The organism is Ewingella allii, from assembly GCF_044430645.1.
Lineage (GTDB): Bacteria > Pseudomonadota > Gammaproteobacteria > Enterobacterales > Enterobacteriaceae > Ewingella > Ewingella allii.
In genome coordinates, this window is sequence record NZ_JAWUDN010000001.1 from 255,713 (window position 1) to 281,301 (window position 25,589).

21 protein-coding genes are annotated in these 25,589 nt (G+C 53.4%); 9 read left to right on the plus strand and 12 right to left on the minus strand.

Annotation, left to right across the window (positions count from 1 at the left end):
- Window positions 1-56: 56 nt before the first annotated feature.
- From SBO83_RS01220 to nagB, 4 genes are all read right to left on the minus strand, one after another.
- Window positions 57-809, minus strand: coding sequence for an HAD-IIA family hydrolase (locus SBO83_RS01220; protein ID WP_396130199.1), 753 nt, complete (start codon window positions 807-809; stop codon window positions 57-59).
- Between the two features lie 47 nt (window positions 810-856).
- Window positions 857-2,077, minus strand: a complete 1,221-nt coding sequence (gene nagC, locus SBO83_RS01225; RefSeq protein ID WP_396130200.1) for a DNA-binding transcriptional regulator NagC — start codon at window positions 2,075-2,077, stop codon at window positions 857-859.
- A 20-nt stretch (window positions 2,078-2,097) separates the two neighbouring features.
- Window positions 2,098-3,237 (minus strand): N-acetylglucosamine-6-phosphate deacetylase, encoded by a 1,140-nt coding sequence (gene nagA, locus SBO83_RS01230; protein ID WP_396130201.1) that lies wholly within the window; start codon window positions 3,235-3,237, stop codon window positions 2,098-2,100.
- Window positions 3,238-3,384: 147 nt separating this feature from the next.
- The gene (gene nagB / locus SBO83_RS01235; RefSeq protein ID WP_396130202.1) at window positions 3,385-4,185 is read right to left on the minus strand and encodes a glucosamine-6-phosphate deaminase; all 801 of its coding nucleotides are present in this window, start codon (window positions 4,183-4,185) and stop codon (window positions 3,385-3,387) included.
- Window positions 4,186-4,530: 345 nt separating this feature from the next.
- Between nagB and nagE the strand changes: the two genes are divergently transcribed.
- The 4 genes from nagE to chiQ all read left to right on the plus strand — a co-directional run bounded on the left by nagE (window position 4,531) and on the right by chiQ (window position 10,679).
- Window positions 4,531-6,480 (plus strand): PTS N-acetyl glucosamine transporter subunit IIABC, encoded by a 1,950-nt coding sequence (gene nagE / locus SBO83_RS01240; RefSeq protein WP_396130203.1) that lies wholly within the window; start codon window positions 4,531-4,533, stop codon window positions 6,478-6,480.
- Window positions 6,481-6,661: 181 nt separating this feature from the next.
- On the plus strand, window positions 6,662-8,332 hold the full coding sequence (glnS, locus tag SBO83_RS01245; RefSeq protein WP_396130204.1) for a glutamine--tRNA ligase: 1,671 nt from the start codon (window positions 6,662-6,664) through the stop codon (window positions 8,330-8,332).
- Between the two features lie 545 nt (window positions 8,333-8,877).
- Window positions 8,878-10,302 carry a chitoporin ChiP gene (gene chiP, locus SBO83_RS01250; RefSeq protein WP_396130205.1) on the plus strand — a complete coding sequence of 475 codons (1,425 nt, stop codon included), beginning with the start codon at window positions 8,878-8,880 and terminating at the stop codon, window positions 10,300-10,302.
- A 38-nt stretch (window positions 10,303-10,340) separates the two neighbouring features.
- Window positions 10,341-10,679 carry a ChiQ/YbfN family lipoprotein gene (gene chiQ / locus SBO83_RS01255; protein ID WP_449536231.1) on the plus strand — a complete coding sequence of 113 codons (339 nt, stop codon included), beginning with the start codon at window positions 10,341-10,343 and terminating at the stop codon, window positions 10,677-10,679.
- A 207-nt stretch (window positions 10,680-10,886) separates the two neighbouring features.
- On the opposite strand, the gene fur is transcribed toward chiQ, so the two are convergent.
- Together fur and fldA are read right to left on the minus strand one after the other, a co-directional pair.
- Window positions 10,887-11,342 (minus strand): ferric iron uptake transcriptional regulator, encoded by a 456-nt coding sequence (gene fur / locus SBO83_RS01260; RefSeq protein WP_034788397.1) that lies wholly within the window; start codon window positions 11,340-11,342, stop codon window positions 10,887-10,889.
- A gap of 280 nt (window positions 11,343-11,622) precedes the next feature.
- Window positions 11,623-12,150 carry a flavodoxin FldA gene (fldA, locus tag SBO83_RS01265; protein ID WP_034788400.1) on the minus strand — a complete coding sequence of 176 codons (528 nt, stop codon included), beginning with the start codon at window positions 12,148-12,150 and terminating at the stop codon, window positions 11,623-11,625.
- A gap of 472 nt (window positions 12,151-12,622) precedes the next feature.
- Between fldA and SBO83_RS01270 the strand changes: the two genes are divergently transcribed.
- Entirely contained in the window at window positions 12,623-14,287 is a 1,665-nt protein-coding gene (locus tag SBO83_RS01270; RefSeq protein WP_396130208.1) for a methyl-accepting chemotaxis protein, read from the plus strand.
- Window positions 14,288-14,353: 66 nt separating this feature from the next.
- Here the strand turns inward: SBO83_RS01270 and ybfE are convergent, their stop codons facing one another.
- A complete protein-coding gene (gene ybfE, locus SBO83_RS01275) occupies window positions 14,354-14,635 on the minus strand; it encodes a LexA regulated protein (RefSeq protein WP_034788646.1) in 282 nt (93 codons plus the stop codon).
- A gap of 259 nt (window positions 14,636-14,894) precedes the next feature.
- Window positions 14,895-15,677, minus strand: coding sequence for an esterase (ybfF, locus tag SBO83_RS01280; protein ID WP_396130913.1), 783 nt, complete (start codon window positions 15,675-15,677; stop codon window positions 14,895-14,897).
- Between the two features lie 227 nt (window positions 15,678-15,904).
- Here ybfF and seqA point away from each other — a divergent pair, with 227 nt between their 5' ends.
- The 4 genes from seqA (at window position 15,905) to SBO83_RS01300 (ending at window position 19,343) form a co-directional block, all read left to right on the plus strand.
- Window positions 15,905-16,462, plus strand: a complete 558-nt coding sequence (gene seqA / locus SBO83_RS01285) for a replication initiation negative regulator SeqA (RefSeq protein ID WP_353501350.1) — start codon at window positions 15,905-15,907, stop codon at window positions 16,460-16,462.
- 24 nt (window positions 16,463-16,486) lie between these two features.
- A complete protein-coding gene (pgm, locus tag SBO83_RS01290) occupies window positions 16,487-18,130 on the plus strand; it encodes a phosphoglucomutase (alpha-D-glucose-1,6-bisphosphate-dependent) (RefSeq protein WP_396130210.1) in 1,644 nt (547 codons plus the stop codon).
- 200 nt (window positions 18,131-18,330) lie between these two features.
- Window positions 18,331-19,032, plus strand: a complete 702-nt coding sequence (locus SBO83_RS01295) for a helix-turn-helix transcriptional regulator (protein WP_396130211.1) — start codon at window positions 18,331-18,333, stop codon at window positions 19,030-19,032.
- The gene (locus tag SBO83_RS01300; RefSeq protein WP_396130212.1) at window positions 19,032-19,343 is read left to right on the plus strand and encodes a DUF3861 domain-containing protein; all 312 of its coding nucleotides are present in this window, start codon (window positions 19,032-19,034) and stop codon (window positions 19,341-19,343) included. The genes SBO83_RS01295 and SBO83_RS01300 overlap by 1 nt, the downstream gene beginning before the upstream one ends.
- A 6-nt stretch (window positions 19,344-19,349) precedes the next feature.
- Here SBO83_RS01300 and kdpE read toward each other — a convergent pair whose 3' ends face one another.
- The 4 genes from kdpE to kdpB all read right to left on the minus strand — a co-directional run bounded on the left by kdpE (window position 19,350) and on the right by kdpB (window position 25,571).
- On the minus strand, window positions 19,350-20,039 hold the full coding sequence (gene kdpE / locus SBO83_RS01305; RefSeq protein WP_396130213.1) for a two-component system response regulator KdpE: 690 nt from the start codon (window positions 20,037-20,039) through the stop codon (window positions 19,350-19,352).
- Window positions 20,036-22,729 (minus strand): two-component system sensor histidine kinase KdpD, encoded by a 2,694-nt coding sequence (gene kdpD, locus SBO83_RS01310; protein WP_353501354.1) that lies wholly within the window; start codon window positions 22,727-22,729, stop codon window positions 20,036-20,038. The genes kdpE and kdpD overlap by 4 nt, the downstream gene beginning before the upstream one ends.
- A 136-nt stretch (window positions 22,730-22,865) precedes the next feature.
- Window positions 22,866-23,441, minus strand: coding sequence for a potassium-transporting ATPase subunit KdpC (gene kdpC, locus SBO83_RS01315; RefSeq protein WP_396130914.1), 576 nt, complete (start codon window positions 23,439-23,441; stop codon window positions 22,866-22,868).
- Window positions 23,442-23,504: 63 nt separating this feature from the next.
- The gene (gene kdpB, locus SBO83_RS01320) at window positions 23,505-25,571 is read right to left on the minus strand and encodes a potassium-transporting ATPase subunit KdpB (RefSeq protein ID WP_353501355.1); all 2,067 of its coding nucleotides are present in this window, start codon (window positions 25,569-25,571) and stop codon (window positions 23,505-23,507) included.
- Window positions 25,572-25,589: the final 18 nt, after the last annotated feature.

Sequence of the window (25,589 nt, forward strand, 5' to 3'; positions counted from 1 at the left end):
AGAAGTCCGTCTGGCCGAATGACCAGACGTGAGAAAGCAGGGGGAAGCGGGCGGAACTAGATAATGTCGATATCAGCGACGGAAGGGTAGATCCAGGTTGGGCGGAATGGCATCTCTTCCACATCATTCAAGGTCGACACGCCCGACAGCACCAGAATAGTATCCAGGCCCGCCTGAAAGCCAGCCAGAATATCGGTGCGCAGGTTATCGCCGACGATTACCGTTTCTTCCGAGTGTGCTTGCATTTTGTTCAGTGCAGAGCGAATGATCCACGGGCTTGGCTTGCCGACATAGAAAGGTTTTCGGCCGGTGATTTTTTCAATCGGGGCGCACAGCGCGCCACAGGCCGGGGAGAAGCCGTGGCCGTGGCTATCAGGGTTAGTGGCGATAAAGCGCGCGCCGTTGGCGACGAAGAAGGCAGCTTTATGGATCATATCCCAGTTATAGGAACGCGTTTCACCAACAATAACAAAATCAGGATTGATATCCGTGATGGTAAAGCCTGCTTTATAAAGCTCGTGAATTAACGCGCCTTCGCCCACGACATAGGCTTTCTTGCCTTCCTGCCGTTTGAGAAAGTCAGCCGTTGCCATGGCGGAGGTGTAAAAAGCATTTTCAGGGACGTCTAGGCCGGCGGCGGTAAAGCGATTCGCTAAATCCTGCGCGGTCTGGGAAGGGTAGTTGGTCAGCACAACCAACGGCATGCCCTGTTCCTGGATGCGTGCGAGGAAAAGATCTGCACCCGGGACCGGCGTATTGTCGTGGAGCAGTACGCCGTCGATATCACAAATTACGTTTTTTAAAGTCATAGGTCCCTAATCCAATCCATTCTGGCAATCCCGAACTATAGCACGGCTTAATTTTCCATCAGACGCTGCAACAGCACGCCATTGAGCATAGCCCGCTTGACCAGCGCGAAGGCGCCGATAGCAGACTGATGGTTTAACTCTGATTTCACCACCGGCAGGTTGCGGCGGAAATCCTTCAAAACCTGCGTGTTAATGCAGCTTTGAATCGCTGGTAATAGGACTTTTTCTGCCTCGGTAATTTCCCCGGCTATCACCACTTTCTGTGGGTTGAACAGGTTTATCGCGATGGCAACGCCTTTGCCTAACTGGCGTCCGACGTGCTCGATCACTTCACAGGCCAGGCCGTCGCTGCGATTCGCTGCTTTGCAAATCGCGTTTATCGAACAGTCTTCGAGACTTAATTTGCTCGGATAACCTTGAGTGAGCAGGGCACGCACCCGATTTTCAATGGCTGAGTTGGCGGCGACGGTTTCTAAGCAGCCGAAGTTGCCACAGTGGCAGCGTTCGCCCAGCGGGTCTATCTGGATATGGCCGATTTCGCCGACGTTGCCGTTGCTGCCGAGGAAAATTTGCCCATTGACGATGATCCCTGCACCGGTACCGCGATGTAAACGAACCAAAATGGAGTCCTGACAGTCGCGGGTTGCCCCAAAATAGTGCTCCGCTAAAGCCAAACTGCGAATATCGTGGCCGACAAAGCTGGTGACTTTGAACTTTTCTTCCAGCGCATCGACCAATTTCCAGTTGCCCACGCTGATGTGCGGCATGTAGCGCACGATACCTTTATTAGGGTCGACCAGGCCGGGCAGGATGACGGAGATAGCAATCAGCTCGCGGATTTTACGTTGATTAAGCTCCATAAATTCCTTAATGGCTTTAATCAACGCGTTCTCGAGCGTCTCTTGGGTGCGTTCCGGCAGGGCGTAGTGGTGTTCAGCGATAGATTTCGCGCTGAGATCGTACAGCGTGATGGTGGCATCGTTGCGTCCAAGGCGGACGGCAATAGTATGAAAAGGGCGGGTTTCGGTGATAATCGAAATAGCGCGGCGGCCCCCGGTGGAAGCCTGTTGATCCACTTCTTTGATCAACCCGCGCTCTAACAGCTGGCGAGTAATTTTGGTGACGCTGGCGGGAGCCAACTGGCTGTGATCTGCAATCTGAATGCGAGATATTGGCCCTTGCTGATCAATCAGGCGGTAAACCGCCGCGCCGTTTAACTGCTTTACCAGATCAACGTTGCCGATTTGTGCCTGTCCGTCAGTCGTCATCAATACTTTTATCCGCTCAATTAAACTTCGTCACCATTAACGATAGTTTTCGTGATTTTGAAATCATGGGTGAAGGCGGTGAGGTTGGCGACTTTACCGGCTTCAATACTGCCCAGTTGCGCATCCACGCCAATCGCACGTGCGGCATACAAAGTTGCCATGCGCAGTGCTTCGTCCAGAGCTATACCAACATGCTCAACGCTGTTTTGTACAGCTTCGATCATGGTTAGCGCTGAACCACTCAGTACACCGTTCTCATCAACACAGAGTCCATCACGATAGTATATTGTTTTACCTGCGAAAATGAACTCTTGAATGTCGGCACCGGCTGGCGCAGTGGCGTCAGTCACCAGAACCAATTTGTCACCTTTGAGTTTTTTCGCGTTCCGCACGTTCGCCCAGGCGACGTGATGGCCGTCAACGATAATGCCGGTATAGACTTCTGGCGTATCAAAAATCGCGCTGACTAAGCCCGGCTGGCGGCCAGTAATGGCTGGCATGGCGTTGAACAGGTGAGTGGTGAAGGTGATACCCGCCGCAAAGCCTTTGCGCGCTTCTTCATAAGTGGCGTTGGAGTGGCCGCCAGAAACGATGATGCCCGCGTCGCGCAGTTGGCGAATATACTTATCTTCGGCCATTTCTGGTGCCAGCGTCACCTTAGTGATGACATTCGCATTGGCGCACAGATAATCAATCATCGCGCTGTCAGGTTTGCGAATAAACGCCGGATTATGGGTGCCTTTCTTCAGCGGGCTGAGGTACGGCCCTTCAAGATGCAGGCCCAGAGCCTGATGCGGATACTTTTTCAAGTAGTCGCGCATCACGTTGATCCCGTGCTTCATGTAGTCATCGCTACAGGTGATCAGCGTCGGTAAATAGCTAGTACAGCCGGACTTCTCGTTGGCTTTCTGCATAATTTCTAACGTTTTAACTGAAATCGCTTCCAGAGAATCGTTAAATTGCACGCCGCCACAGCCGTTCAGCTGTAAATCGATAAATCCGGGGGCAAGGCTGGCGCCATCCAGATCGCGAGTTTCCATATTCGCCGGCAGTTCAGCTGCCAGACAGACACGTTCGATCTTGCCGTCGGCAATGACGACCGCGTGGTTATCCAGAACGTCGTGGCCAGTATAAATGCGGCCATTTATCAGTGCGTACATCCTACCCCCTATTCCCCTTTATCCTTCAAGCCGTGGCTGCGTTGGCTGCCTTCAGCTACCCCAGTCACTTACTTCAGTAAGCTCCTGGGGTGACTTCAGTTGCCGCCTTGCCACAACTCGAATGATTGTGGGGAATCAATTATTTATTCAAAGATTCTTCATATTTTCCGCTTCTAACTCGCGGAAATATTTAACAGTTTTAACTTTAAGTTCCATGGTGGACGGTTCGTCACAAACTACCACGGATTTCGCGTGAAGCTGTAAGCAGCTGATGGTCCACATGTGGTTGATGTTGCCTTCAACCGCGGCAGCCAGCGCCTGTGCTTTAGCATGGCCGGTAACCAGAATCATCACTTCTTCGGCATCCAGCAGGGTGCCCACGCCAACGGTCAGTGCGAATTTAGGCACCAAAGATACGTCGTTGTTGAAGAAGCGTGAGTTGGCGATGCGAGTATCGTGAGTCAGGGTCTTGATACGCGTGCGTGAAGCCAGAGAAGAAGCCGGTTCGTTGAACGCGATGTGACCGTCATTACCGACGCCGCCCATGAACAGATTAATTTTGCCGTAGGACTTAATTTTTGCTTCGTACTGGCGGCACTCTTCGTTTACATCGGGTGCGTTGCCGTTAAGCAGGTTGATGTTTTCACGTGGAATATCAACATGGTCGAAGAAATTACGGTACATGAATGTGTGATAGCTTTCTGGATGTTCCTGCGGCAAGCCAACATATTCATCCATATTGAAGGTAACCACATTCTTAAAGCTTACTTGGCCCGCTTTATGCATAGCGATAAGATGTTTATAAGCTTCGAGAGGGGTACCACCAGTAGGTAAGCCAAGTACGAAAGGACGGTCAGCGGTAGGTTTGAAAGCGTTGATACGTTCGACGATATGACGAGCTGCCCACTTACCGACTTCAGTAGTGTCATTTAAAGGAATTAATCTCATTACACACCTCTTAGTTTTCAGAACTTGAATATACTTGAATTGGATTTGAAAGCTGTGTTTAAAAGTCCGTCATTGTAAGCGTAACCCAACTATGACATGCGGGAGAGGCACAATGCCGTCTAGATTTTTTTAATGATAAAATAAGTTTTGCAAATTGCCTAGGGTTGTGGCCTGTTAATAGTGTTTTTTGGTGATAATTATCACAAAAAGCGAGGTTTTAATTTGCGATACGAAATATTTTTTTTACACTCCGCAGTGCAGTTGGTTGAATGAGATTTTAAAGGTAGTAACCATACTTATTAAACTACTTAGGTGATTCGCTCACAGGGCGAATTAGGGGGAAATGTGAATATTCTTGGATTCTTTCAACGGTTAGGCAGAGCGCTTCAGCTGCCAATCGCTGTGTTGCCAGTCGCGGCACTTTTGCTGCGCTTTGGACAACCAGATCTGCTCAATATGCCGTTTATTGCGCAAGCTGGTGGGGGTATCTTCGATAACCTCGCTCTTATCTTTGCCATTGGTGTGGCGTCTAGCTGGTCAAAAGACAACGCGGGTGCGGCTGCTTTAGCAGGCGGTATCGGCTATTTCATTTTGACCAAAGCAATGATCACCATTAACCCAGCAGTCAACATGGGTGTCTTGGCGGGTATCATCACTGGCCTGGTCGGCGGTATGGTTTACAACCGCTGGTCTGATATCAAACTTCCAGACTTCCTGAGCTTCTTCGGTGGGAAACGTTTCGTTCCTATCGCAACGGGCTTCTTCTGTCTGATCCTTGCTGCTCTGTTCGGTTACGTTTGGCCTCCTGTTCAGGATGCTATCCGCGCCGGCGGTGAGTGGATCGTGGGCGCTGGCGCATTCGGTGCGGGCATCTTCGGTTTCGTAAACCGTTTGCTGATCCCAACGGGTCTGCATCAGGTTCTGAACACCATCGCATGGTTCCAGATTGGTGACTTTACCAACGCAGCAGGTACCGTGTTCCACGGTGACATCAACCGCTTCTACGCGGGCGATACCACTGCGGGTATGTTCATGTCCGGCTTCTTCCCAATCATGATGTTCGGCCTGCCAGGTGCAGCCTTCGCCATGTATTTCGCCGCGCCGAAAGAACGTCGTGCATTAGTTGGCGGTATGTTGGTGTCTGTAGCAGTAACAGCATTCTTGACCGGTGTTACCGAGCCGCTGGAATTCCTGTTCATGTTCTTGGCTCCGCTGCTGTACTTAGTCCACGCGATTTTGACCGGTATCAGCCTGTACATCGCCACTGCGCTGGGTATCCACGCTGGCTTCTCCTTCTCTGCGGGCGCCATCGACTATGCGTTGATGTACAACCTGCCAGCGGCCAGTAAGAACGTCTGGATGCTGTTGGTGATGGGCGTTATCTTCTTCATCATCTACTTCGTGCTGTTCAGCGTGATCATTCGTATGTTCAACCTGAAAACCCCAGGTCGCGAAGATCCAAGCGAAGCTGTGACGGAACCAGAAGCTAATAGCAATACTGAAGAAGGCTTGAACCAGCTGGCGCTGAGCTACATCGGTGCACTGGGCGGTTCAGACAACTTCAAAGGTATTGATGCTTGTATCACTCGTCTGCGTCTGACTGTTAAAGATGCCGGTGTGGTGAATGATGCAGCCTGTAAACGCTTGGGCGCGTCAGGTATCGTCCGACTGAACAAACAAAGTATTCAGGTTATCGTTGGTGCTAAAGCCGAATCACTGGCTGATGCGATGAAAAAACAGATTGCTCGCGGTCCAATCCCGGCGTCAGCGGCCACTGTAGCTCCGGCTGCGGCAGCGCCCGTGGCTCAGGCTGTACCTAATGTTGCGAAGAAAACCGTAGAAACGCTGGTTTCTCCAGTAACGGGTGACATCGTGGCGCTGGAACAGGTTCCTGACGAAGCGTTCGCCAGCAAAGCGGTAGGTGACGGTGTGGCAATTCGCCCAACCGACAAAACCGTGGTTTCTCCGGCGAGTGGTACCGTGGTGAAAATCTTCAACACTAACCACGCATTCTGCTTAGAAACGGATACCGGCGCTGAGATCGTGGTGCACATGGGTATTGATACCGTGGCCCTCGAAGGCAAAGGATTTACTCGTCTGGTTGAAGAGGGCGCGACAGTCACTGCTGGTCAGCCTGTGCTTGAACTGGATCTGGAATTCCTGAACGCCAACGCACGCTCAATGATTAGCCCGGTTGTTGTCAGCAACATCGACGATTACTCAGGCGTTGTTGCAGTAGCCAGCGGCTCAGTCGTTGCGGGTCAAACTAAACTGTTCGAGATTCAGTCCAAGTAATCCCCCACTGAACTCGCAGTGATGCAGTAAATAAGACGGGAAGAGAGCAATCTCTTCCCGTTTTTTTGTTTCAAACCCAGATAACCTCTATTTTATGTAACTAACGGTTGTTTCCCGACGTGGCTTGTTGGAACATATGCGGTTAGTCATTCGAGCCAATGTCGCGTAGAGGAATTGCACAATGAGTGAGGCTGAAGCCCGCCCAACAAATTTTATCCGTCAGATTATTGATGAAGATCTGGCGTCCGGGAAACACAACACGGTTCACACCCGTTTCCCGCCTGAGCCTAATGGCTATTTGCATATCGGTCATGCCAAATCAATTTGCCTGAACTTCGGTATTGCTCAAGATTACCAGGGCCAATGCAACCTGCGCTTTGACGATACCAACCCAGCGAAAGAAGATATCGAGTTCGTTGAGTCCATTAAGCACGACGTTAAGTGGCTGGGCTTCGAGTGGAGCGGGGAGATTCAATACTCTTCTAACTACTTCGACCAACTGCACAACTACGCTGTAGAGCTTATCAATAAAGGCTTGGCCTACGTTGACGAACTTTCTCCAGAGCAGATCCGCGAATACCGTGGAACCCTGACTGCGCCAGGTAAAAACAGCCCATACCGCGATCGTACGCCGGAAGAGAACCTCGCGCTGTTCGCGAAAATGCGCAACGGTGAGTTCGCTGAAGGTAAGGCGTGTCTGCGTGCCAAAATCGATATGGCTTCGCCATTTATCGTGATGCGTGACCCGGTGATTTATCGTATCAAGTTCGCGCATCATCACCAGACTGCTGACAAATGGTGCATCTACCCGATGTACGATTTCACCCACTGCATCTCCGATGCGCTGGAAGGGATCACGCATTCGCTGTGTACGCTGGAGTTCCAGGACAACCGCCGTCTGTACGACTGGGTGCTGGATAACATCACCATTCCTTGTCACCCGCGTCAATATGAGTTCTCTCGCCTGAATCTCGAATACGCCATCATGTCTAAGCGCAAGCTGCAGCTGCTGGTGTCTGAGAAGATTGTAGAAGGCTGGGATGACCCTCGCATGCCAACGGTGTCAGGCCTGCGTCGCCGTGGCTACACTGCGGCTTCTATCCGTGAATTCTGCCGTCGCATCGGCGTCACCAAGCAAGATAACAACGTTGAAATGATGGCGCTGGAATCCTGTATCCGTGATGACCTGAATGAAAACGCGCCGCGCGCGATGGCGGTGATCAATCCGGTTAAAGTGGTGATTGAAAACTTCACCGGTGAAGATGTGCAGTTGGTGACTATGCCAAACCATCCGAACAAGCCAGAAATGGGCAGCCGCGAAGTGCCGTTTACTCGCGAGATCTACATCGATCAGGCTGATTTCCGCGAAGAAGCGAACAAGCAGTACAAGCGTCTGGTGTTGGGCAAAGAAGTGCGCTTGCGCAATGCTTACGTGATCAAAGCTGAGCGTATTGAGAAAGATACAGAAGGTAATATCACCACCATCTTCTGTAGCTATGATGTTGATACACTGAGCAAAGATCCTGCCGATGGCCGCAAAGTGAAAGGCGTCATTCACTGGGTTTCTGCAACAGAAGGTAAACCGGCCGAGTTCCGCCTGTATGACCGCCTGTTCAACGTGCCAAACCCGGCGCAGGCTGAAGACTTCCTGACCACCATTAACCCTGAGTCACTGGTGATTGCGCAAGGTTTTGTCGAGCCAAGCCTCGGTGCCGCGCAGCCAGAAGTGAGCCTGCAGTTTGAACGTGAAGGTTACTTTTGTGCCGACAGCCGCTACTCCAGTGCAGAACATTTAGTGTTCAACCGTACAGTTGGCCTGCGTGATACGTGGGAAAGCAAACCGGCTGTTTAATCGCGCGAGTGATTAACCCTGTTAAAAACGCAGCCTTGGCTGCGTTTTTTTATGTCCAAAATTTCCCCTCAGTCACATTCATTCCCTTCTTTATTTTATTTATCCAAATCGCTAAGCATAAAAACTATCAAAATTTTATTTCTTAACACGAATTAATGCTTGCGGATAAATATGTGATCGCTGATGCATTTTTATGAATTATCACTGAAATATTACACTGTCAGAGTTTTGTTGTTATTTAATTTATTGATTTATATGGTTTATTTTTAATAATTCAATTAAATTCAATCTTTTCATCCTTTTGTAACATAAATACATATTTATGTGCACTTTGTCATGTTTCTGATATTTGTATTTAATTACTGATTGATAATTCGCGCCGCGAAAAATAGTCTAAACCTTGTTTACAGTGCTGGTTTCGCTATTAGCGACTGGCCTATTACCCGTTTGGGTTTGCGTTAACTTTCAAGTCAAAAAGAGGATTTCCCATGTTGAGTCAATTTAACAGGGGCAGGGTCGCGGCTGGCCTTAACCCAAGAGCAAGAATGAAACCGATTTCTCTGGCGCTCGCTGGAACCTTGTTAGGCGGCGGCTTGATGAGTATGCCGGAAGCCCAAGCGGCAGGCTTTATTGACGATTCAACGCTGACCGGCGGAATTTATTACTGGCAGCGTGAACGTGACAGAAAAGATCTGAATAAAACCAAAGAAGAAACCCGTCCTGACGGCAGCAAAGTGACGGTGAATAACCCAGACTATAATAAATACTCCACCAACCTCTCTCACTCTACCGCTAACTTAAACCTCGATTTCTCATCAGGTTACGCTTGGGATATGTTCGGTATTGATCTCGCGGCCTTCACCGCGGTCGAGCTTGCCGAAGCCAGTGACAGCGGCCACCCAAACGAAATCGCGTTTTCTTCCAGCAACCATGCTTATGACGAAGATTACTCTGGCGATAAAGGCGGGGTCAGCCTGTATAAAGCAGCGGGTAAATTTAAATATGGCGGCTTCTGGGGTCATGCAGGCTATATCCAACCCACCGGCCAGACGCTGATTGCGCCGCACTGGAGCTTTATGCCGGGCACTTATCGCGGTGCCGAAGCGGGCTACAAACACGACTTTGGTGACCCGGGCGAGCTGAGTTTCTCCTATATGTGGGCCGATGAGTACAAATCCCCATGGCACCTTGAGATGGATGATTTCCGCCGCGCTGACCGGACCACCGGCGTCTCCTACATCCACTCACTGGGCGCGAAATACGACTTCAAAAATGACTTCGTGCTGGAAGCGGCTTTTGGCCAAGCCGAGAACTACGTTGACCAATACTTTGGAAAGGCCTCTTATAAACTTGAGCTGGCGGGTAACCCACTGACCACCAGCTATCAGTTCTACGGCTCGAAAGACAAAATTGGTGACAGCAGCGATCCAAACAGTCTGTACGACGGCATGGCTTGGTTGCAGGCGCTGACCTTCGGCTACACCACCGGGCAATTTAACTGGCGTCTGGAAGGCACCATGGTTAAGGCCGATGGTAACCAAGGTTATTTCCTGCAACGCATGACCCCTACCTATTCTTCTTCTAACGGCCGTCTTGACGTGTGGTGGGACAACCGTTCCGACTTCAACGCCAACGGCGAAAAAGCATTGTACGCGGGCGTGCTGTATGACTTGGCGAAATGGGATCTTCCGGGCTTCGCGGTGGGCGGTTCTTACGTTTATGCGTGGGATGCAAAACCAAGCTCCAACCCGATTTACGACCAGAGCCAGCGCTTGAAAGAGAGTGCGTGGAGCCTCGATGCGCTGTACACCGTGCAGGGCGGCCGTGCCAAAGGCACCTTGTTCAAGCTTCACTATACCCAGTATGACAACCATTCCGACATCCCAAGCTGGGGCGGTGGCTACGGCAACATCTTCCAGGATGAGAAAGACGTGAAGTTCATTGTTATTGCGCCATTCACCATTTTCTAATATCGGACTCTGGGTAAAAAATAATGAAAATGAAATCGATTAAAAATATGTTGTTGGTGGTGGCTTCTGTCGCTTTGCTAGGCGCTTGTTCTGACCCGAGTGCCAGTAAGGCCGACCAGCTTCGTCACTCTTACACCAACTGTATCAATACCTCGAATGGCGAAGCCGATAAGCTAGCGACCTGCCAGACCATTCTGGAATCGCTGCAGAAAGAGAAAGCCCATGAGGCGTTTGCGAAGAAAGAAACCGTGCGGGTTATCGACTACCAGAAATGCCTGACGGCGCGTAAAACCGGCGATGGTCAAAGCTATGCCGAGGATTGCGGTAAAATCTGGCAGGAGATCAAAGCCAACAACTCGCCGAGCGCCATGAAGTAAGGTGAGTTGACGGGCGCAAGCGGCAGGGCAGTCAGCCTTGCCGCCAGCCACAATGAAGAACCCCGATTTCGGATGCAGAGATCGGGGTTTTTTAATGTCTGAATCGAGCGGGGAGGAAATTAGGCATAAAAAAAACCGCTTTTCAGCGGCTAATTTTAGTTCTGCTCCATCTCAGGCAGAACATAACGCATGACTACAGAACTGCAATTACAGTGCTGGTTTATCGTTATGCAGGCTGTCATCTTCACGGCAGTCACCCAGTTCGCAGTGGCCGTACAGATAGAGGCTGTGGTTAGTCAGTTTAATGCCATGTTTCTTCGCAATCTCACGCTGACGTGCTTCGATTGACTCATCGCGGAATTCAATAACGCGGCCGCAATCAAGGCAAATCAGGTGGTCGTGGTGATGCTGTTGGGTCAGTTCGAAAACAGATTTGCCGCCTTCGAAGTTATGACGGGTAACGATACCTGCGTCATCAAATTGGTTCAGAACGCGGTAAACCGTCGCCAGACCAATCTCTTCACCCATATCAATTAATTGTTTGTACAAATCTTCCGCGCTGACGTGATGACCTTCCGGCGCTTGCAGCACTTCCAGGATCTTAAGTCGCGGAAGCGTGACTTTTAAGCCAGCTTTCTTCAGTGCGGTATTATTGTCAGTCATGCGGATTCAGTCCTGTTACTATGCTTGTCACGTTGAGGCATGAAGCCTGTGGTATCAGTTCATGGTGAATAGGGGGATCTGTTAACGAAGATCACACTTTTCACGACTGTCGCGATCAGATCGCAACGGCTTGATCAATAGAATAAACCAAGATCTAAGTGTACCTTGATACCGCTGAAAGTTACAATTTTGTAGCGGTTAAATTGTTAATTTCAGTAATAGATTGGCCCTTTCGACGTGTAATCAACGACTCAGGGCCTTTCTTGCTATCAGCTCATGATCAGCCAATGATTTCAGCTAAACTTAATTCTTCGGTGATCTGTTTCACCCATGCATCCACGCGCTCATTGGTCAGTTCTGGTTGACGGTCTTCGTCAATCGCCAGGCCGATGAAGTGAGTGTCATCCGCCATACCTTTAGAGGCTTCGTAGTGATAACCGGCTGTTGGCCAGTGTCCTACGATAACCGCGCCGCGTGGCTCGATGATGTCACGCACGGTGCCCATCGCATCACAGAAGTATTCGGCATAATCTTCCTGATCGCCACAGCCAAACAGGGCAACCAGCTTACCTTCGAAATCTATCTCTTCCAGCGATGGGAAAAAGTCGTCCCAGTCACACTGTGCTTCGCCGTAATACCAGGTTGGAATGCCGATCAGCAAAATATCGAATTTTTCCAAATCCTCTTTGCTGCTTTTCGCAATGTCATGTACCTCGGCAACATCTTTACCCAACTGCTTTTGGATCATTTTTGCGATGTTTTCGGTGTTACCTGTATCGGATCCAAAGAAGATTCCTACTACGGCCATAAGATTTCTAACCTCTTGTTCTCAATGAAAAGCCTGATCCTAACTATCCGTTGCCTCGGCCATTTGATTGGCGGAGTGAGGATAGCGGAAATATACCCTAGGCAATAATGCCGCAAATAATAACAAACTCATCACGCAGAGAACATGCCTCTACGCAGCTTGCAGTTAACTAACAAGTTTATCGAGCATTGCCGGCGAGCGTTATCGCCTTTGTGTGTTTTGTATGGTTATTCGGCTCATACAAAGTGCGCACTCCCTAAGCAAAACTGAAAGAATTTCACGTTGCTCCTAAATTTTACCCATCCAGCGCCGATAGATGAAGCGAGAGGAAACTCGTCAGTACAAGCAATCGATGCCCGGAGAGGTGTTCAACATGTCCCGCGGCCTATGCCTTCCGGCGACCTGTTTTGATTCTCCGCATCCCCGTTAATACACATAAAAAGAAACAGAGCTGTTTCACGAGAGGCACATCGTGCAATTTTTGAAAAATATTACCATCAGGACCGCAATACTAGTCATTCTCGGTACATTTAGCGTCATGTGGGCGGGCGTGGCTATCTATACCGTAACTTCACTCAACTCTCTGACCAGAAATGCCGAGATTAACGTGGCATTAGTCAACGATCTCACCTTGATTCATAAAGGAAGCGATCAATATTTTAGAACCCAAACGCGTTTGACTCGTGCGATGTCAGCGTTACAAAACGACCCTAACCAGAAACCGGAGTTATTCGATGGCGCGAAACTGGCGCTGACCAATATGACTGACGCACTGGCTGCGTTTAAAAAATCCCCGCATCCGGGACTGGATGACGCCGTGGTGCAGCAGCTTATTACTGACTGGACTAATCTGGCGGAGCAGGGCGCTACGCCGCTGTTCAACGCCGCGAGCAGCAAGAACGCCGAGGCTTATAAGCAGATTTCTACCGTCAACGTTGTGCCGTACAGCGTCAAGTTTGGCGCCTCGGTTGAGAAAGCCAATGCATTGATTGCTGAAGCATTAAAGCGCACGGAAGCGCAATCAGCCTATTTGACGCAAATGAGCAAAATCATTCTTCTGGTGGCTTTCGCGCTGGGCATGGTGATTCTGTTTATCACCGATCGCTATCTGGTGTGGGGATTAGTTAAACCGCTGAATAAAATCCGTGACCAGTTTGCGGTGATTGCGCGCGGCGACTTGACCCACAATCTGGAGGAGTTTGGTAAAAACTGCGCCGGGAAGCTGATTCCATTGCTCAACGTGATGCAAAACAGCCTGATCAACACCGTGCAAACCATTCGCAACTGCACCAATAGCATCTATCAGGGCGCTTCTGAAATTTCTGCCGGTAACAATGACCTCTCCTCGCGCACCGAGCAGCAGGCCTCGGCGCTGGAAGAGACGGCCGCCAGCATGGAACAGCTGACCGCGACGGTGAAACACAACGCCGACAATGCTCATCACGCCAGCCAGCTGGTGGTGGAAGCCTCTGCCACGGCGCGCAAGGGCGGCAACATTGTCGCTGATGTGGTTAGCACCATGAAGGACATCTCCGGCAGCTCGAAAAAGATTGCTGAGATAACGGCGGTGATCAACAGCATTGCTTTCCAGACCAATATTTTGGCGCTGAATGCGGCGGTTGAGGCAGCGCGCGCGGGCGAGCAGGGGCGCGGTTTTGCCGTGGTTGCCAGCGAAGTGCGTAATCTAGCCCAGCGCAGCGCGCAGGCGGCGAAGGAGATTGAACAGCTGATCAGCGAGTCCGTCTCCCGCGTGGATAATGGTTCGAAATTGGTTGAGCAGGCGGGTAACACCATGGATGACGTGGTGCGCTCGATAACCCACGTTACCGACATTATGGCGGAAATTGCCTCGGCGTCGGATGAGCAGAGCAAAGGGATTAGCCAGGTGGCCGTGGCGGTGACGCAGATGGATAGCGTGACGCAGCAAAACGCCGCGCTGGTGGAAGAGGCGTCGCAGGCCGCGGTGTCTCTGGAAGAGCAGGCGGCATTGCTGAACAACGCCGTGGCGACCTTCAAACTGCGCGACAGCGTGACGCGCGTGGGACAGCATCAGGTTGCATCTCAGCGCGCACCTTTACTGCGCCCGGACTTGGGGGCATCTGCCGCCAAAAGCAGTGATAATTGGGAAAAGTTTTAACTAAGGCTAGCGGGTTGTAAGCAACCTAAAATGAGCGGGTAGCCAGAACTGGCTGCCCGCTGAGGTTCAGCTTTCGTGATGATTCAGATGCGCCAATAGCATCTCTTCAATCAACTCACTACGACTGATATTGCGTTCTTCGGCAAGCTTGTTGAGCGTATCAACAGCTTCTGCATTAATTTTTAGCTCGACGCGTCGCAAACCGCTCGCTTTATCGCGACGAAGTTGATTGCGCTTATTAATCCTAAGCTGCTCATCTCGTGAAAGCGGATTTGTTTTCGGACGCCCCGGACGGCGATCATCTGCGAACAGATCAAGCGTCGTGCGATCCAGTTGTTCTTTTGCCATAGGTAGCGGTAAAACCAGGAAAGTTACATCGGAAAACGGCACGCCGTTTCTGACGATTGCCTTACATATTTCGGGCTAATCACCCAACCCAACTTCGAGACGCCCCGCACAACTTATACCCAGTTTGGGGCGGCAAAATTTTAGCGCGCAATCATACCCTAGCCGCGCCGCGATTCACAACGGTTAAAAGCCCAAATTTATAGCTAAATGATTAAGTTATGCAGGCTTTTTGCACAATTTATCCCCAGCTTATTAAACATCAAGCCTCATCGATGAAACGGTGTACAGCACGAAGCACCGCGTCAGGTTTTTCTGCATGAACCCAATGGCCGGTTCCTGCGACCACGTGGGCGCGCGCCTGAGGGAATTGGCTGGCAATGGCGTCGCGGTACTTATCTTGCACATAAGGCGACAGGCCGCCGCGAATAAAGAGCGCAGGGTGGTTCCACGCGGGAATGTTTTCCCAGCCGATGATTTTCGCGTACTCGGCCATCAGCACAGGCACGTTGAAACGCCACTCGCCCTGCTGGAAGGATTTCAGCAAGAACTGAATCACGCCTTCTTCATCTATATATTGACGCATGCACTCGGCGGCGGACTGGCGGTCGCCAGCCTTGGTGTCGCTCACGGCGTTAACCGCGGCAAAAATTTCGTCGTGGCGGCGAGTGTCATAATCCACCGGCGCGATATCAATCGCCACCAGTTTTTCTATCCGCTCGGGGGCCAGCGCGGTCATCGCCATGGCGGCTTTGCCACCCATCGAGTGGCCAATCACTAAGGCTTTTTCGAAGCCGACGTCATCCATGGTATCCAATAAGTCCTGCGCCATGGCGGCATAAGACATGTCATCCGAACGCCCCGACTGGCCATGGTTACGCATGTCTACCTGCAGCACCTGATGCTGCTGTTTCAAGTCGCGCGCCAATACCCCGAGATTATCCAGCGTGCCGAACAGGCCGTGGATCAGCAAAACGGGCAGGGTTTGATTCTCGGGCTGGGCAGATTCTTGCAGACGATAATGTAATTTCATGGTGAAGTTCATGCAGATAAACAATCTCATTAGGTTATCATGAGTTGCTGAAAATTTTTAAACCGGAAAGTTTTAGCCAGATACCTGATTGGGATTTCGCGCTGCGAAGCAGTTTGCAGCAGGCGTGAGCAGAAAGCGGGATAAATCTGCTTTTTGTGTTGCGGCCTGTTCGTTAACGCGCAGAAGTTTGTATAATCCTTTTCGAACGAATTAAGTAGAAAAAACAGTACTGGAAAAAGATGAAAACTATTGAGGTTGACGAAGAACTCTACCGTTATATTGCCAGCCATACGCAGCATATCGGTGAAAGTGCGTCGGATATTTTGCGCCGTATGCTGAAGTTTTCTGCCGGGCAGGAAGCGAAAACCCCTCCTGCCAATGCGGGCGCGCAGGTTGCTGCCGCCACTGCCGCAGAGAAAACGCCTGTCGTTGCTGCTAACACCGCGCGTGATAAAGTCCGTGCCGTGCGCGAACTGCTGCTTTCTGATGACTATGCAGAACAGACCAAGGCAGTGAACCGTTTCATGCTGATCCTGACTACATTGTACTGTCTGAATCCTAAAGAATTTGCTGCGGCGACGGACTCTCTGCACGGCCGTACGCGCACCTATTTCGCCGGCGACCAGCAGACATTGCTGCAAAACGGTAACCATACTAAGCCTAAACACGTTCCTGGAACGCCGTATTGGGTTATCACGAATACCAACACAGATCGCAAACGCAGCATGATTGAACACATCATGCAGTTGATGCAGTTCCCACAAGAACTGACCGACAAAGTCTGCGGTACCCTCTAATTTCAGCGTAAGGGAGATGCACACGTGGCTAATAACCCTCGTGCAGGACAACCTGCTCAGCAAAGCGATTTAATCAATGTGGCGCAGTTGACGTCACAATATTACGTTCTGCAACCGGACCCGGCGAACACTGCCCACGCGGTGAAGTTTGGGACTTCCGGCCATCGCGGTAGCGCGTTGCGTCATAGCTTCAACGAAAACCACATTCTGGCGATTGCTCAGGCAATTGCTGAAGTGCGCAAAGAGCAGGGCACTACCGGTCCTTGCTACGTGGGCAAAGATACCCATGCGCTGTCCGAACCGGCCTTTATTTCCGTGCTGGAAGTGCTGACGGCCAACGGCGTTGACGTGATTGTGCAGGAAGATAATGGCTACACGCCGACGCCTGCGGTTTCTCACGCTATCCTGACCCACAATCGCAAAGGCGGCATTTTGGCTGATGGCATCGTCATCACCCCATCGCACAACCCGCCAGAAGACGGTGGCATCAAGTACAACCCAACCAATGGCGGCCCGGCTGATACTGACCTGACGTCAGTGATCGAAAAACGTGCCAATGCGCTGCTGGCGGTCAAGCTGGCCGGCGTTCAGCGTCAGTCTCTCGACGCGGCATGGAAAAGCGGCCATCTGCAAGCCGTAGACTTGGTTCAGCCTTATGTGGAAAGCCTTGGCGAAATCGTCGACATGAAGGCGATTCAAAAAGCGGGCCTGAAGCTGGGCGTTGACCCACTCGGCGGTTCCGGTATCGAATACTGGAAGCGTATTGCTAAGCATTACGAATTAGATTTGACGCTGGTGAACGACTCGGTCGATCAGACTTTCCGCTTTATGCATCTCGACCACGACGGCGTGATCCGCATGGACTGCTCGTCTGAATCCGCGATGGCGGGCCTGCTGGCGCTGCGCGACAAGTTCGATTTGGCCTTCGCCAATGACCCGGATTACGACCGCCACGGCATCGTCACCCCAGCCGGTTTGATGAACCCGAACCACTATCTGGCGGTAGCGATTCAATACCTGTTCCAGCACCGTCCGCAGTGGGGCAAAGAGGTCGCCGTCGGCAAAACGCTGGTCTCCAGCGCGATGATTGATCGCGTGGTCGAAGATCTGGGCCGCAAGCTGGTGGAAGTGCCAGTGGGCTTCAAATGGTTCGTAGACGGCCTGTTTGACGGCAGCTTCGGCTTCGGCGGCGAAGAGAGCGCCGGGGCGTCCTTCTTGCGTTTCGACGGTACGCCTTGGTCCACCGACAAAGACGGCATCATCATGTGCCTGCTGGCGGCTGAGATCACCGCCGTCACCGGCAAGAACCCGCAAGAGCACTACAATGCGCTGGCGGCTCGCTTTGGTGCGCCAAGTTACAACCGTATTCAGGCACCTGCCACTCACGCGCAGAAAGCCGCGCTGTCCAAGCTTTCTCCTGAGCAGGTGAAAGCCGACACGCTGGCCGGTGACCCAATCACCGCCCGGCTGACCAACGCGCCGGGCAACGGGGCTTCCATCGGCGGTCTGAAAGTGATGACCAAAAATGGCTGGTTCGCCGCGCGTCCGTCCGGTACTGAAGAAGCTTACAAAATCTATTGTGAAAGCTTCCTGGGTGCCGAGCACCGCGAAAAAATCGAAAAAGAAGCCGTGGATATCGTCAGCAAAGTGCTCGCCGACGCCAAGTAATCCCGACCTCTGCTCCAAAAACAAAGCGCTGAATCTTCAGCGCTTTTTTGCTTTCTGCGCCTTCTGAAATTCCCCCTGTCATAAAAAAGATATATCGAAATTGCATTTTCGACTTGCTGACGGCTGAAATTCGATCTAGTTTAGATATATCGAAAACAATTCGATATATCTAAATAACCCTGTTTTTAAGGATTGAATCTATGTTTAGCAAACTGTTCGAAGGCCGCCATCGCGGCCACGGATGCCGCGAAGAGGGGCATCACCGTCACGGTCATCGCGATATGCGTCGCGGCGGGCGTCATCATTTTGGCGATCGCGATGAGCGCGGCGAAGGCCGTCGCGGCGGTCGTGGGGAAGGGCGTCACGGCGAGCGCGTACAGCGGCTGTTTGAGCACGGCGACCTGCGCCGCGTGCTGCTGGCGCTGGTGGCGAAAAAGCCAAGCCACGGCTATGAGCTGATTAAAGCGATTGAAGAAGCCTCGTCTGGCCTCTATGTGCCAAGCCCTGGGGTGATTTACCCGACGCTGACCCTGCTGGAAGAGCAAGACTTTCTGGAAGCTGTCGCCACCGGCAATGGCCGCAAAAGCTACCAAATTACCGAAGCCGGTAAAGTCGAGCTGGCGCAGCATCAGGAAGTGGTCGACATCATCTTCGCCCGTCTGGCTGGCGCAACGCGACCGCGCGGTGGCAACTTGGCGGAAGGTATCTCAGACGCCATGCACCGTCTGAAACGCGTGCTGCGCGGCAATATGATGCGCGGCGATTTGAGTGCCGAGCAGGTGGCCCGCGTTAATGCCACGCTGGTCAAAGCGGTAGAAAGCATTGAAGCCGAATTCGCCGCCATCGACGCCGAACTGGCCGCTGCGTCTTCTAAAAATGCTCATTCTGAGGAGAAAAAATAATGCCGGGTTACCGTTATCGCATCACCGTAGAGCCATTAACTGACAAGCACGGCGATCCTCTGGAAGCCGAAACGCTGGTGTTCGAAGCTGAGAACCACGATGAGATTTTGGGCATTGTGAAGCGTTTGCAGGCGCGGGAAGATTTGGGCTTTGGCGAAGAGAAAACGGCGGCTTTTGCCGTGGGATTGAAGTTATTCTCCGAAACCATGATGGAGAACCGCAAGCATCCGCTGTTCGACCCTCTGCGCACCGCCTTTAAGGATTTCATGATGCTGCTGAAAACCGGCAAAGTGCGCGAGCGGGAAGAGTAAAGCAGGTTAGGGCAGGAATCGGTAGCCGACGCCCGTTTCAGTCAACAGATGGCGTGGACGGGTGGCATCGACTTCCAGCTTCTGCCGCAAATGGCCCATATAAATTCGCAGATAGTGGCTGTGCTCGACGTAGTTTGGCCCCCAGACGTGGCTCAATAATTGCCGCTGGGTGATCACTTTCCCACTGTTAGCCAGCAGCTCCGCCAGCAGGCGAAACTCAATCGGCGTCAGGTGTAAATCTTCGCCATTGCGCTGCACGCGCCGATTGACCAAATCCACGTTGATATCAGAGAAACTTACCAGCGGGCTTTCCTGATGGCTGCCGGCATGGCGTCTCAGGGCCACGCGCACCCGCGCCAACAGCTCGCCAACGCCAAACGGCTTAGTCAGGAAGTCATCGGCACCGGCATCCAGCGCGGCAATTTTATCTTCTTCACTGGTTCTGGCTGAAAGCACAATCACCGGGATACTGCTCCAGTGGCGCAAATCGCGAATGTAATCCAGCCCGTCGCCATCCGGTAAACCGAGATCAAGAATAATCAGGTCAGGCTTGCGCGTACCGGCCTCAATCAGCCCGCGTTGCAGCGTATCGCTCTCGAAAACGCGCAAACCTTCGCCCTCCAGCGCGGTACGAACAAAGCGCCGGATCTCTTTCTCATCTTCAACAATCAAAATATTAATGGGAGATGAAGTCACATTTCCTCAATTATGTCAGTGTCCATTTCTGGCAGTGATTCCAAAGGTAAGCGGAAACGGAAGCGCGCGCCGCCGTTAGGGCCATTTTCCGCCCAGATTTCTCCGTCGTGTACTTCAATAATGGCACGACAAATCGCTAATCCCAAGCCTACGCCGGGGATTGCTGACTCTTTATTTCCGCGAGAGAATTTGTCGAAGATGGCGCGCTCGCCGCCGGACATAATTCCCGGCCCGTTGTCCCACACTTCCATCTCCAGCCACTCCTGCTGCGGCGTGGCGCGAATGCCGATGGTCGCCCCAGAACCGGCGTATTTATGGGCATTCTCCAGCAGGTTGATAAATACCCGCTCAATCAGGCTGCCGTCGCAGTTCACCAGCAATAGCTCTTCCGGCAGCTCGATTTTGATTTCGTGGCTGCTAAGCACGGTTTCCAGCATGCGCAGCGCGCTGCCAATGATCTCTTCCACCGACTGCCACTCTTTGCGCAGGTTAAAGCCGCCGGACTGAATGCGCGCCATATCTAGCAAATTGTTCACCAGCCGGGTGGTGCTGAGGACTTGTTGGCGAATCTGATTAGCCTGCGGCGCGTGTTTCGAGCCTTCGGACGCTAAGTCCAAGGTCAGAATTTCTGCCTGACCGAACAGCACGGTGAGGGGCGTGCGCAGGTCGTGGGAGAGGGCGGAGAGCAGCGAGTTGCGCAGCTGTTCGCGCTCGGCGTCCAGCCGCGCGCTTTCGGCGCTGGCGGCTAAATCTAAACGCTCGAGGGCGTTGGCGACCAGCACGGTGAAGGTTTGCAGCAGTCGCTGCTGCTCCGGCACCATCAGCTGTCGGGCGTTGGTCGGCTCAACCGCCAGCAGGCCGCGCGACTGGCCGGAGGCCACCAGAGGCAGCAGTTGGTAAGGCACGCCCGCCAGCGTGTCGGTACCTGCTCCGGCTGGCATCTGCTTGTCAAAACTCCAGCGCGCAATGGCGTCATCCACCACGATGCTGGCGCCTTCATCGCTGGCCGCCGGAGCCAGACCGCCATTTTCCTGCGGCAGTAAAACCGCGGTTTTGGCGTGCAGGCTGGAAGAGATAAAGTGGCGGCTGGTTTGGGCAATGGCGTCTGGCGTCAATGCCTGACTTAAACCTTTCGACATTTCATACAGATGCTGAGCGCGCTGTTCGCGGTGACGGGCAATGCGCGCCTGATAGCGCACCCCGGCGGTGAGATTGCCGATCAGAATGCCGACAATCAGCATCACCGCGAAGGTCACCAGATACTGGGCGTCGGTGACCGCCAGTGAGCCTCGGGGCTGGACGAAGAACAGGTCGAAGCTGGCGACGTTAATCACCGCGGCCAGCGCCGACGGCCAGCGGCCATAAAATAGCGCGACGATCACCACGCCGAGCAGGTAAACCATCACCAGGTTGGCCTGATCGAAGGCCGGGATCAGCCATTGTGAGAATAGGGTGATCAGCGTACAGAGCGCCACGGCCACGGCGCAGCCCTGAAGCTGGCGGCGGAATTTCTCGGCGAAGGTGCGGGCGTCGTGCTCTTTGCGGCTCGGGATCGCCGGGGCATCTTCCAGCCCGATGATCATCAAATCTAAATCTGGCCCGATGCGCGCCAGGCGGTCGGCGAAGCTGCCGCCAAGCTTCCAGCGCTGCTCTTTGCGCCGCCCCATCAGCACTTTGCCCAGACGGTGCTCGCGGGCATAGCGCAGAATGGCTTTCTCTTCCTGCGGGTCGGAGAGGGTGGCAGTTTCGGCCCCCAGCTCCTGCGCCAGTTTTAGCGAGCGCAAAATCGCCCGCCGCTGGCCTTCTGGCAGACGATGCAGGCGCGGGGTTTCGACATACACCGCGTGCCAGATGCACCCCAGCCGCGCCGCCAGCCGCGAGGCGACGCGCACTAATTTCTCATTGCCGCCGCCGTGACCGATGCACAGCAGCAGGGCGTCGCGAGTGTGCCAGACGCGGTGGACGCCCTGATCATCGCGGTATTCGCGCATCTGGTCATCAACCCGGTCGGCGGTGCGGCGCAGGGCTAATTCGCGCAGCGCAATCAGATTGCCTTTGCGGAAAAAGTGCTCGATGGCGCGCTCGGCCTGACCGGGAATATAGACTTTGCCCTCTTTCAGACGCTGGCGCAGCGAGTCCGGCGGCAGGTCCACCAGCACCACTTCTGTGGCGTCATCAAATAGCCGGTCAGGGACGGTTTCGCGAATAATAATCCCCGTCACGCCGCTGACCACGTCGTTCAAACTCTCCAGATGCTGCACGTTGACGGTGGTAAACACGTCGATTCCGGCATCTAAAAGCTCATCAATATCTTGCCAGCGCTTCGGGTGGCGGGAGCCGGTGGCGTTGCTGTGCGCCAGTTCATCCATCAGGATCAGGGCAGGGTGGCGGGCGAGGGCGGCGTCGAGATCAAACTCCTGCACCAGACGACCACGGTGCTGAATGCGTTTCGGCGGCAGCAGGCTCAGGCCGGGCAGCAGGGCCTCAGTCTCTTTACGCCCGTGGGTTTCCACCACGCCGACCAAAACATCGAGGCCCGTGGCGCGTAAACGCTGGGCCTCTTGTAACATGGCAAAGGTTTTTCCAACGCCCGCGCAGGCACCGAAAAAGACTTTTAATTGACCGCGCGGCTTCTCATTAGCGAGCGCCAGAAGACTATCGGGGTCGGGGCGTTGTGATTCTTCCACCATGTGTTTTCCCATCATAATTTAGAAAGCCGAACGGGCGCAGCATGTTGCATTTTCCGAGGGGGAATCTCGAAAGGTGCAGCGTGTTGCGCCCTAATCACTGATCCTCTTTATCTAGAGGACATCTTTATTCGAACCCTTACTGCGCTTTCAGGTTGTCCAGCGCATGGTTTAATTCAAGCACGTTGACCACGGTTGGGCCGATAAAGCTCGCCAGCGGCGACGAGGTATTATCATCAATCAGTTTATTGACTTGCGCCAGCGTTAAGCCACGCGCCGTTGCCACGCGCTGGGCCTGCCACTGTGCGGCTTCCACCGAAATTTGTGGGTCAAGGCCGCTGCCCGATGCGGTGACTAAATCCACCGGAACCTGTGGCGAACTTTGTGGGTTCGCTTTACGCAGTGCCGCCACGCGATCCGCCACGGCTTTGTCCAGCGCCGGATTGCTCGCCGCCATGTTGCTGCCGCCGGACGCCATTGAATTATAGGGGGTATCGGACGTCGCCGACGGACGCCCCCAGAAATAGTTGTCGCGAGTGAAGTTCTGGCCAATCAGCTCAGAACCGACAATCACGCCATTGTCACGGATCAGCGAACCTTCAGCGCGGTAGTTGAATACCGCGGTGGAGATCCCGGTGGTGACGAACGGGTAGACCACCCCGGTCGCCAGCGTCAGCAGCACCGTCATCACAATTGCAGGGCGCAGGTAGCTCATGCGGGTTGGCGCTGGAGCATGGTTAGCAGACTGAGCACGTAAAACAGACATAGTCTTTATCCCTTAACTTAAGTGTAAAACGGTGAGGATCACGTCGATAATCTTGATACCGATAAACGGCACCACCAGACCACCCACGCCATAAATCCACAGGTTGCGACGCAGCAGCGACGCGGCGCTCATGGCTTTATAACTCACACCGCGTAACGCCAGTGGGATCAGGAACACAATCACCAAGGCGTTGAAAATCACTGCTGACATAATCGCCGAAGCAGGGGAGGTCAGGTGCATCACGTTCAGCGCGTTCAGCTGCGGATAGGTCGCCGCGAACGCCGCCGGGATAATGGCGAAGTACTTCGCCACGTCGTTGGCGATACTGAAGGTGGTCAGCGAGCCGCGCGTCATCAGCATCTGCTTACCGATATGCACCACTTCAATCAGCTTGGTCGGGTTGGAATCCAGATCCACCATGTTGCCGGCTTCTTTCGCCGCTTGGGTACCTGAGTTCATCGCCACCGCCACGTCAGCCTGTGCCAGAGCAGGGGCGTCGTTGGTACCGTCGCCGGTCATCGCCACCAGACGGCCTTCTGACTGGTATTGGCGAATCAGCGCCAGCTTGGCTTCCGGCGTGGCTTCAGACAAGAAGTCATCCACCCCGGCTTCGGCCGCGATAGCGGCGGCGGTCAGACGGTTGTCACCGGTGATCATCACCGTTTTGATCCCCATCTTACGCAGCTCGGCAAAGCGCTCTTTGATGCCGCCTTTGACGATGTCCTTCAGCTCAACCACGCCCAGAACGCGCGCACCTTCAGCCACGACCAGCGGCGTACCGCCTTTACGAGCTACGTTTTCCACCAGGCCTTCGATAGCCTGCGGGAAGCTGCCGCCGTTGGTTTCCACGTGGCGACGAATGGCGTCCACCGAGCCTTTACGAATGCTGCGGTCGCCGATGTTCACGCCGCTCATACGGGTTTGCGCAGAGAACGGAACAAAGGTGGCGTTCAGCGAATGAATATCGCGTTCGCGCAGGTTAAAGCGTTGTTTCGCCAGCACCACGATGCTGCGGCCTTCCGGCGTTTCGTCCGCCAGTGAGGATAACTGTGCGGCATCGGCCAGTTCCTGTTCCGTCACCTGAGGTGCGGGCAGGAACTGCGATGCCTGACGGTTACCCAGCGTAATGGTCCCGGTCTTGTCGAGCAGCAGCACGTCAACGTCACCCGCGGCTTCTACAGCACGGCCGCTGGTGGCAATCACGTTAGCTTCCAGCATGCGGCTCATACCCGCCACGCCGATGGCCGACAGCAGGCCGCCGATGGTGGTAGGGATCAGACAGACTAACAGCGCGACCAGTACGGTGACGGTGACTGGAACGCCCATGTGGCTGGCGTCAACGCTGAACAGCGAGAACGGATAGAGCGTTGCGGTGGCTAGAACGAACACCAGCGTCAGCGCAACCAGCAGAATGGTCAGAGCCACTTCGTTTGGCGTTTTGCGACGTTTTGCGCCTTCCACCATGGCGATCATCCGGTCAAGGAAGGTGTCGCCCGGGTTCGCCGTACACTCAACAATCAGCCAGTCAGACAGCACGCGAGTACCGCCGGTGACGGAGGAGAAGTCACCGCCTGACTCACGAATCACCGGTGCGGATTCACCAGTAATGGCGCTCTCATCCACTGACGCACCGCCGACCAGCACTTCACCGTCGCACGGCACGGTATCACCGGCTTCGATCAGCACCATGTCGCCTTTACGCAGGCTGTCTGCGGCCACTTTAACCACCGGAGATTCCGGGCGCGGTTCGTAGATTTTCTTCGCCCAGCTGGTCTTCTGCACGCCTTTCAGGCTCTGTGCCTGCGCCTTGCTGCGGCCTTCTGCCAACGCTTCGGCAAAGTTGGCGAACAGCACGGTGAACCACAGCCACAGTGACACGCTGCCGGTGAAGGCGGCGCTGCCGTCAGTCTGTTTGAACAGAATAGCCAGCCAAATAATGGTGGTCAGAATACTGCCCAGATACACCACGAACATCACCGGGTTACGCCACTGGACGCGCGGGTCCAGTTTCTTCACCGAGTCGAGCAGGGCGGTGCGGATCAGGCGCGGTTCAAACAGCGCACGTTGTTTACGAGTCATTTTATTAATCTCACTCAT

Excerpts from the sequence above, each read along its gene's own strand:
- SBO83_RS01220 (WP_396130199.1), bottom strand. The coding sequence starts at position 809 with ATGACTTTAAAAAACGTAATTTGTGATATCGACGGCGTACTGCTCCAC.
- nagC (WP_396130200.1), bottom strand. The coding sequence starts at position 2,077 with ATGACGACTGACGGACAGGCACAAATCGGCAACGTTGATCTGGTAAAG.
- nagA (WP_396130201.1), bottom strand. The coding sequence starts at position 3,237 with ATGTACGCACTGATAAATGGCCGCATTTATACTGGCCACGACGTTCTG.
- nagB (WP_396130202.1), bottom strand. The coding sequence starts at position 4,185 with ATGAGATTAATTCCTTTAAATGACACTACTGAAGTCGGTAAGTGGGCA.
- glnS (WP_396130204.1), top strand. The coding sequence starts at position 6,662 with ATGAGTGAGGCTGAAGCCCGCCCAACAAATTTTATCCGTCAGATTATT.
- chiP (WP_396130205.1), top strand. The coding sequence starts at position 8,878 with ATGAAACCGATTTCTCTGGCGCTCGCTGGAACCTTGTTAGGCGGCGGC.
- fur (WP_034788397.1), bottom strand. The coding sequence starts at position 11,342 with ATGACTGACAATAATACCGCACTGAAGAAAGCTGGCTTAAAAGTCACG.
- fldA (WP_034788400.1), bottom strand. The coding sequence starts at position 12,150 with ATGGCCGTAGTAGGAATCTTCTTTGGATCCGATACAGGTAACACCGAA.
- ybfE (WP_034788646.1), bottom strand. The coding sequence starts at position 14,635 with ATGGCAAAAGAACAACTGGATCGCACGACGCTTGATCTGTTCGCAGAT.
- ybfF (WP_396130913.1), bottom strand. The coding sequence starts at position 15,677 with ATGAACTTCACCATGAAATTACATTATCGTCTGCAAGAATCTGCCCAG.
- seqA (WP_353501350.1), top strand. The coding sequence starts at position 15,905 with ATGAAAACTATTGAGGTTGACGAAGAACTCTACCGTTATATTGCCAGC.
- SBO83_RS01295 (WP_396130211.1), top strand. The coding sequence starts at position 18,331 with ATGTTTAGCAAACTGTTCGAAGGCCGCCATCGCGGCCACGGATGCCGC.
- SBO83_RS01300 (WP_396130212.1), top strand. The coding sequence starts at position 19,032 with ATGCCGGGTTACCGTTATCGCATCACCGTAGAGCCATTAACTGACAAG.
- kdpD (WP_353501354.1), bottom strand. The coding sequence starts at position 22,729 with ATGGTGGAAGAATCACAACGCCCCGACCCCGATAGTCTTCTGGCGCTC.
- kdpC (WP_396130914.1), bottom strand. The coding sequence starts at position 23,441 with ATGAGCTACCTGCGCCCTGCAATTGTGATGACGGTGCTGCTGACGCTG.
- kdpB (WP_353501355.1), bottom strand. The coding sequence starts at position 25,571 with ATGACTCGTAAACAACGTGCGCTGTTTGAACCGCGCCTGATCCGCACC.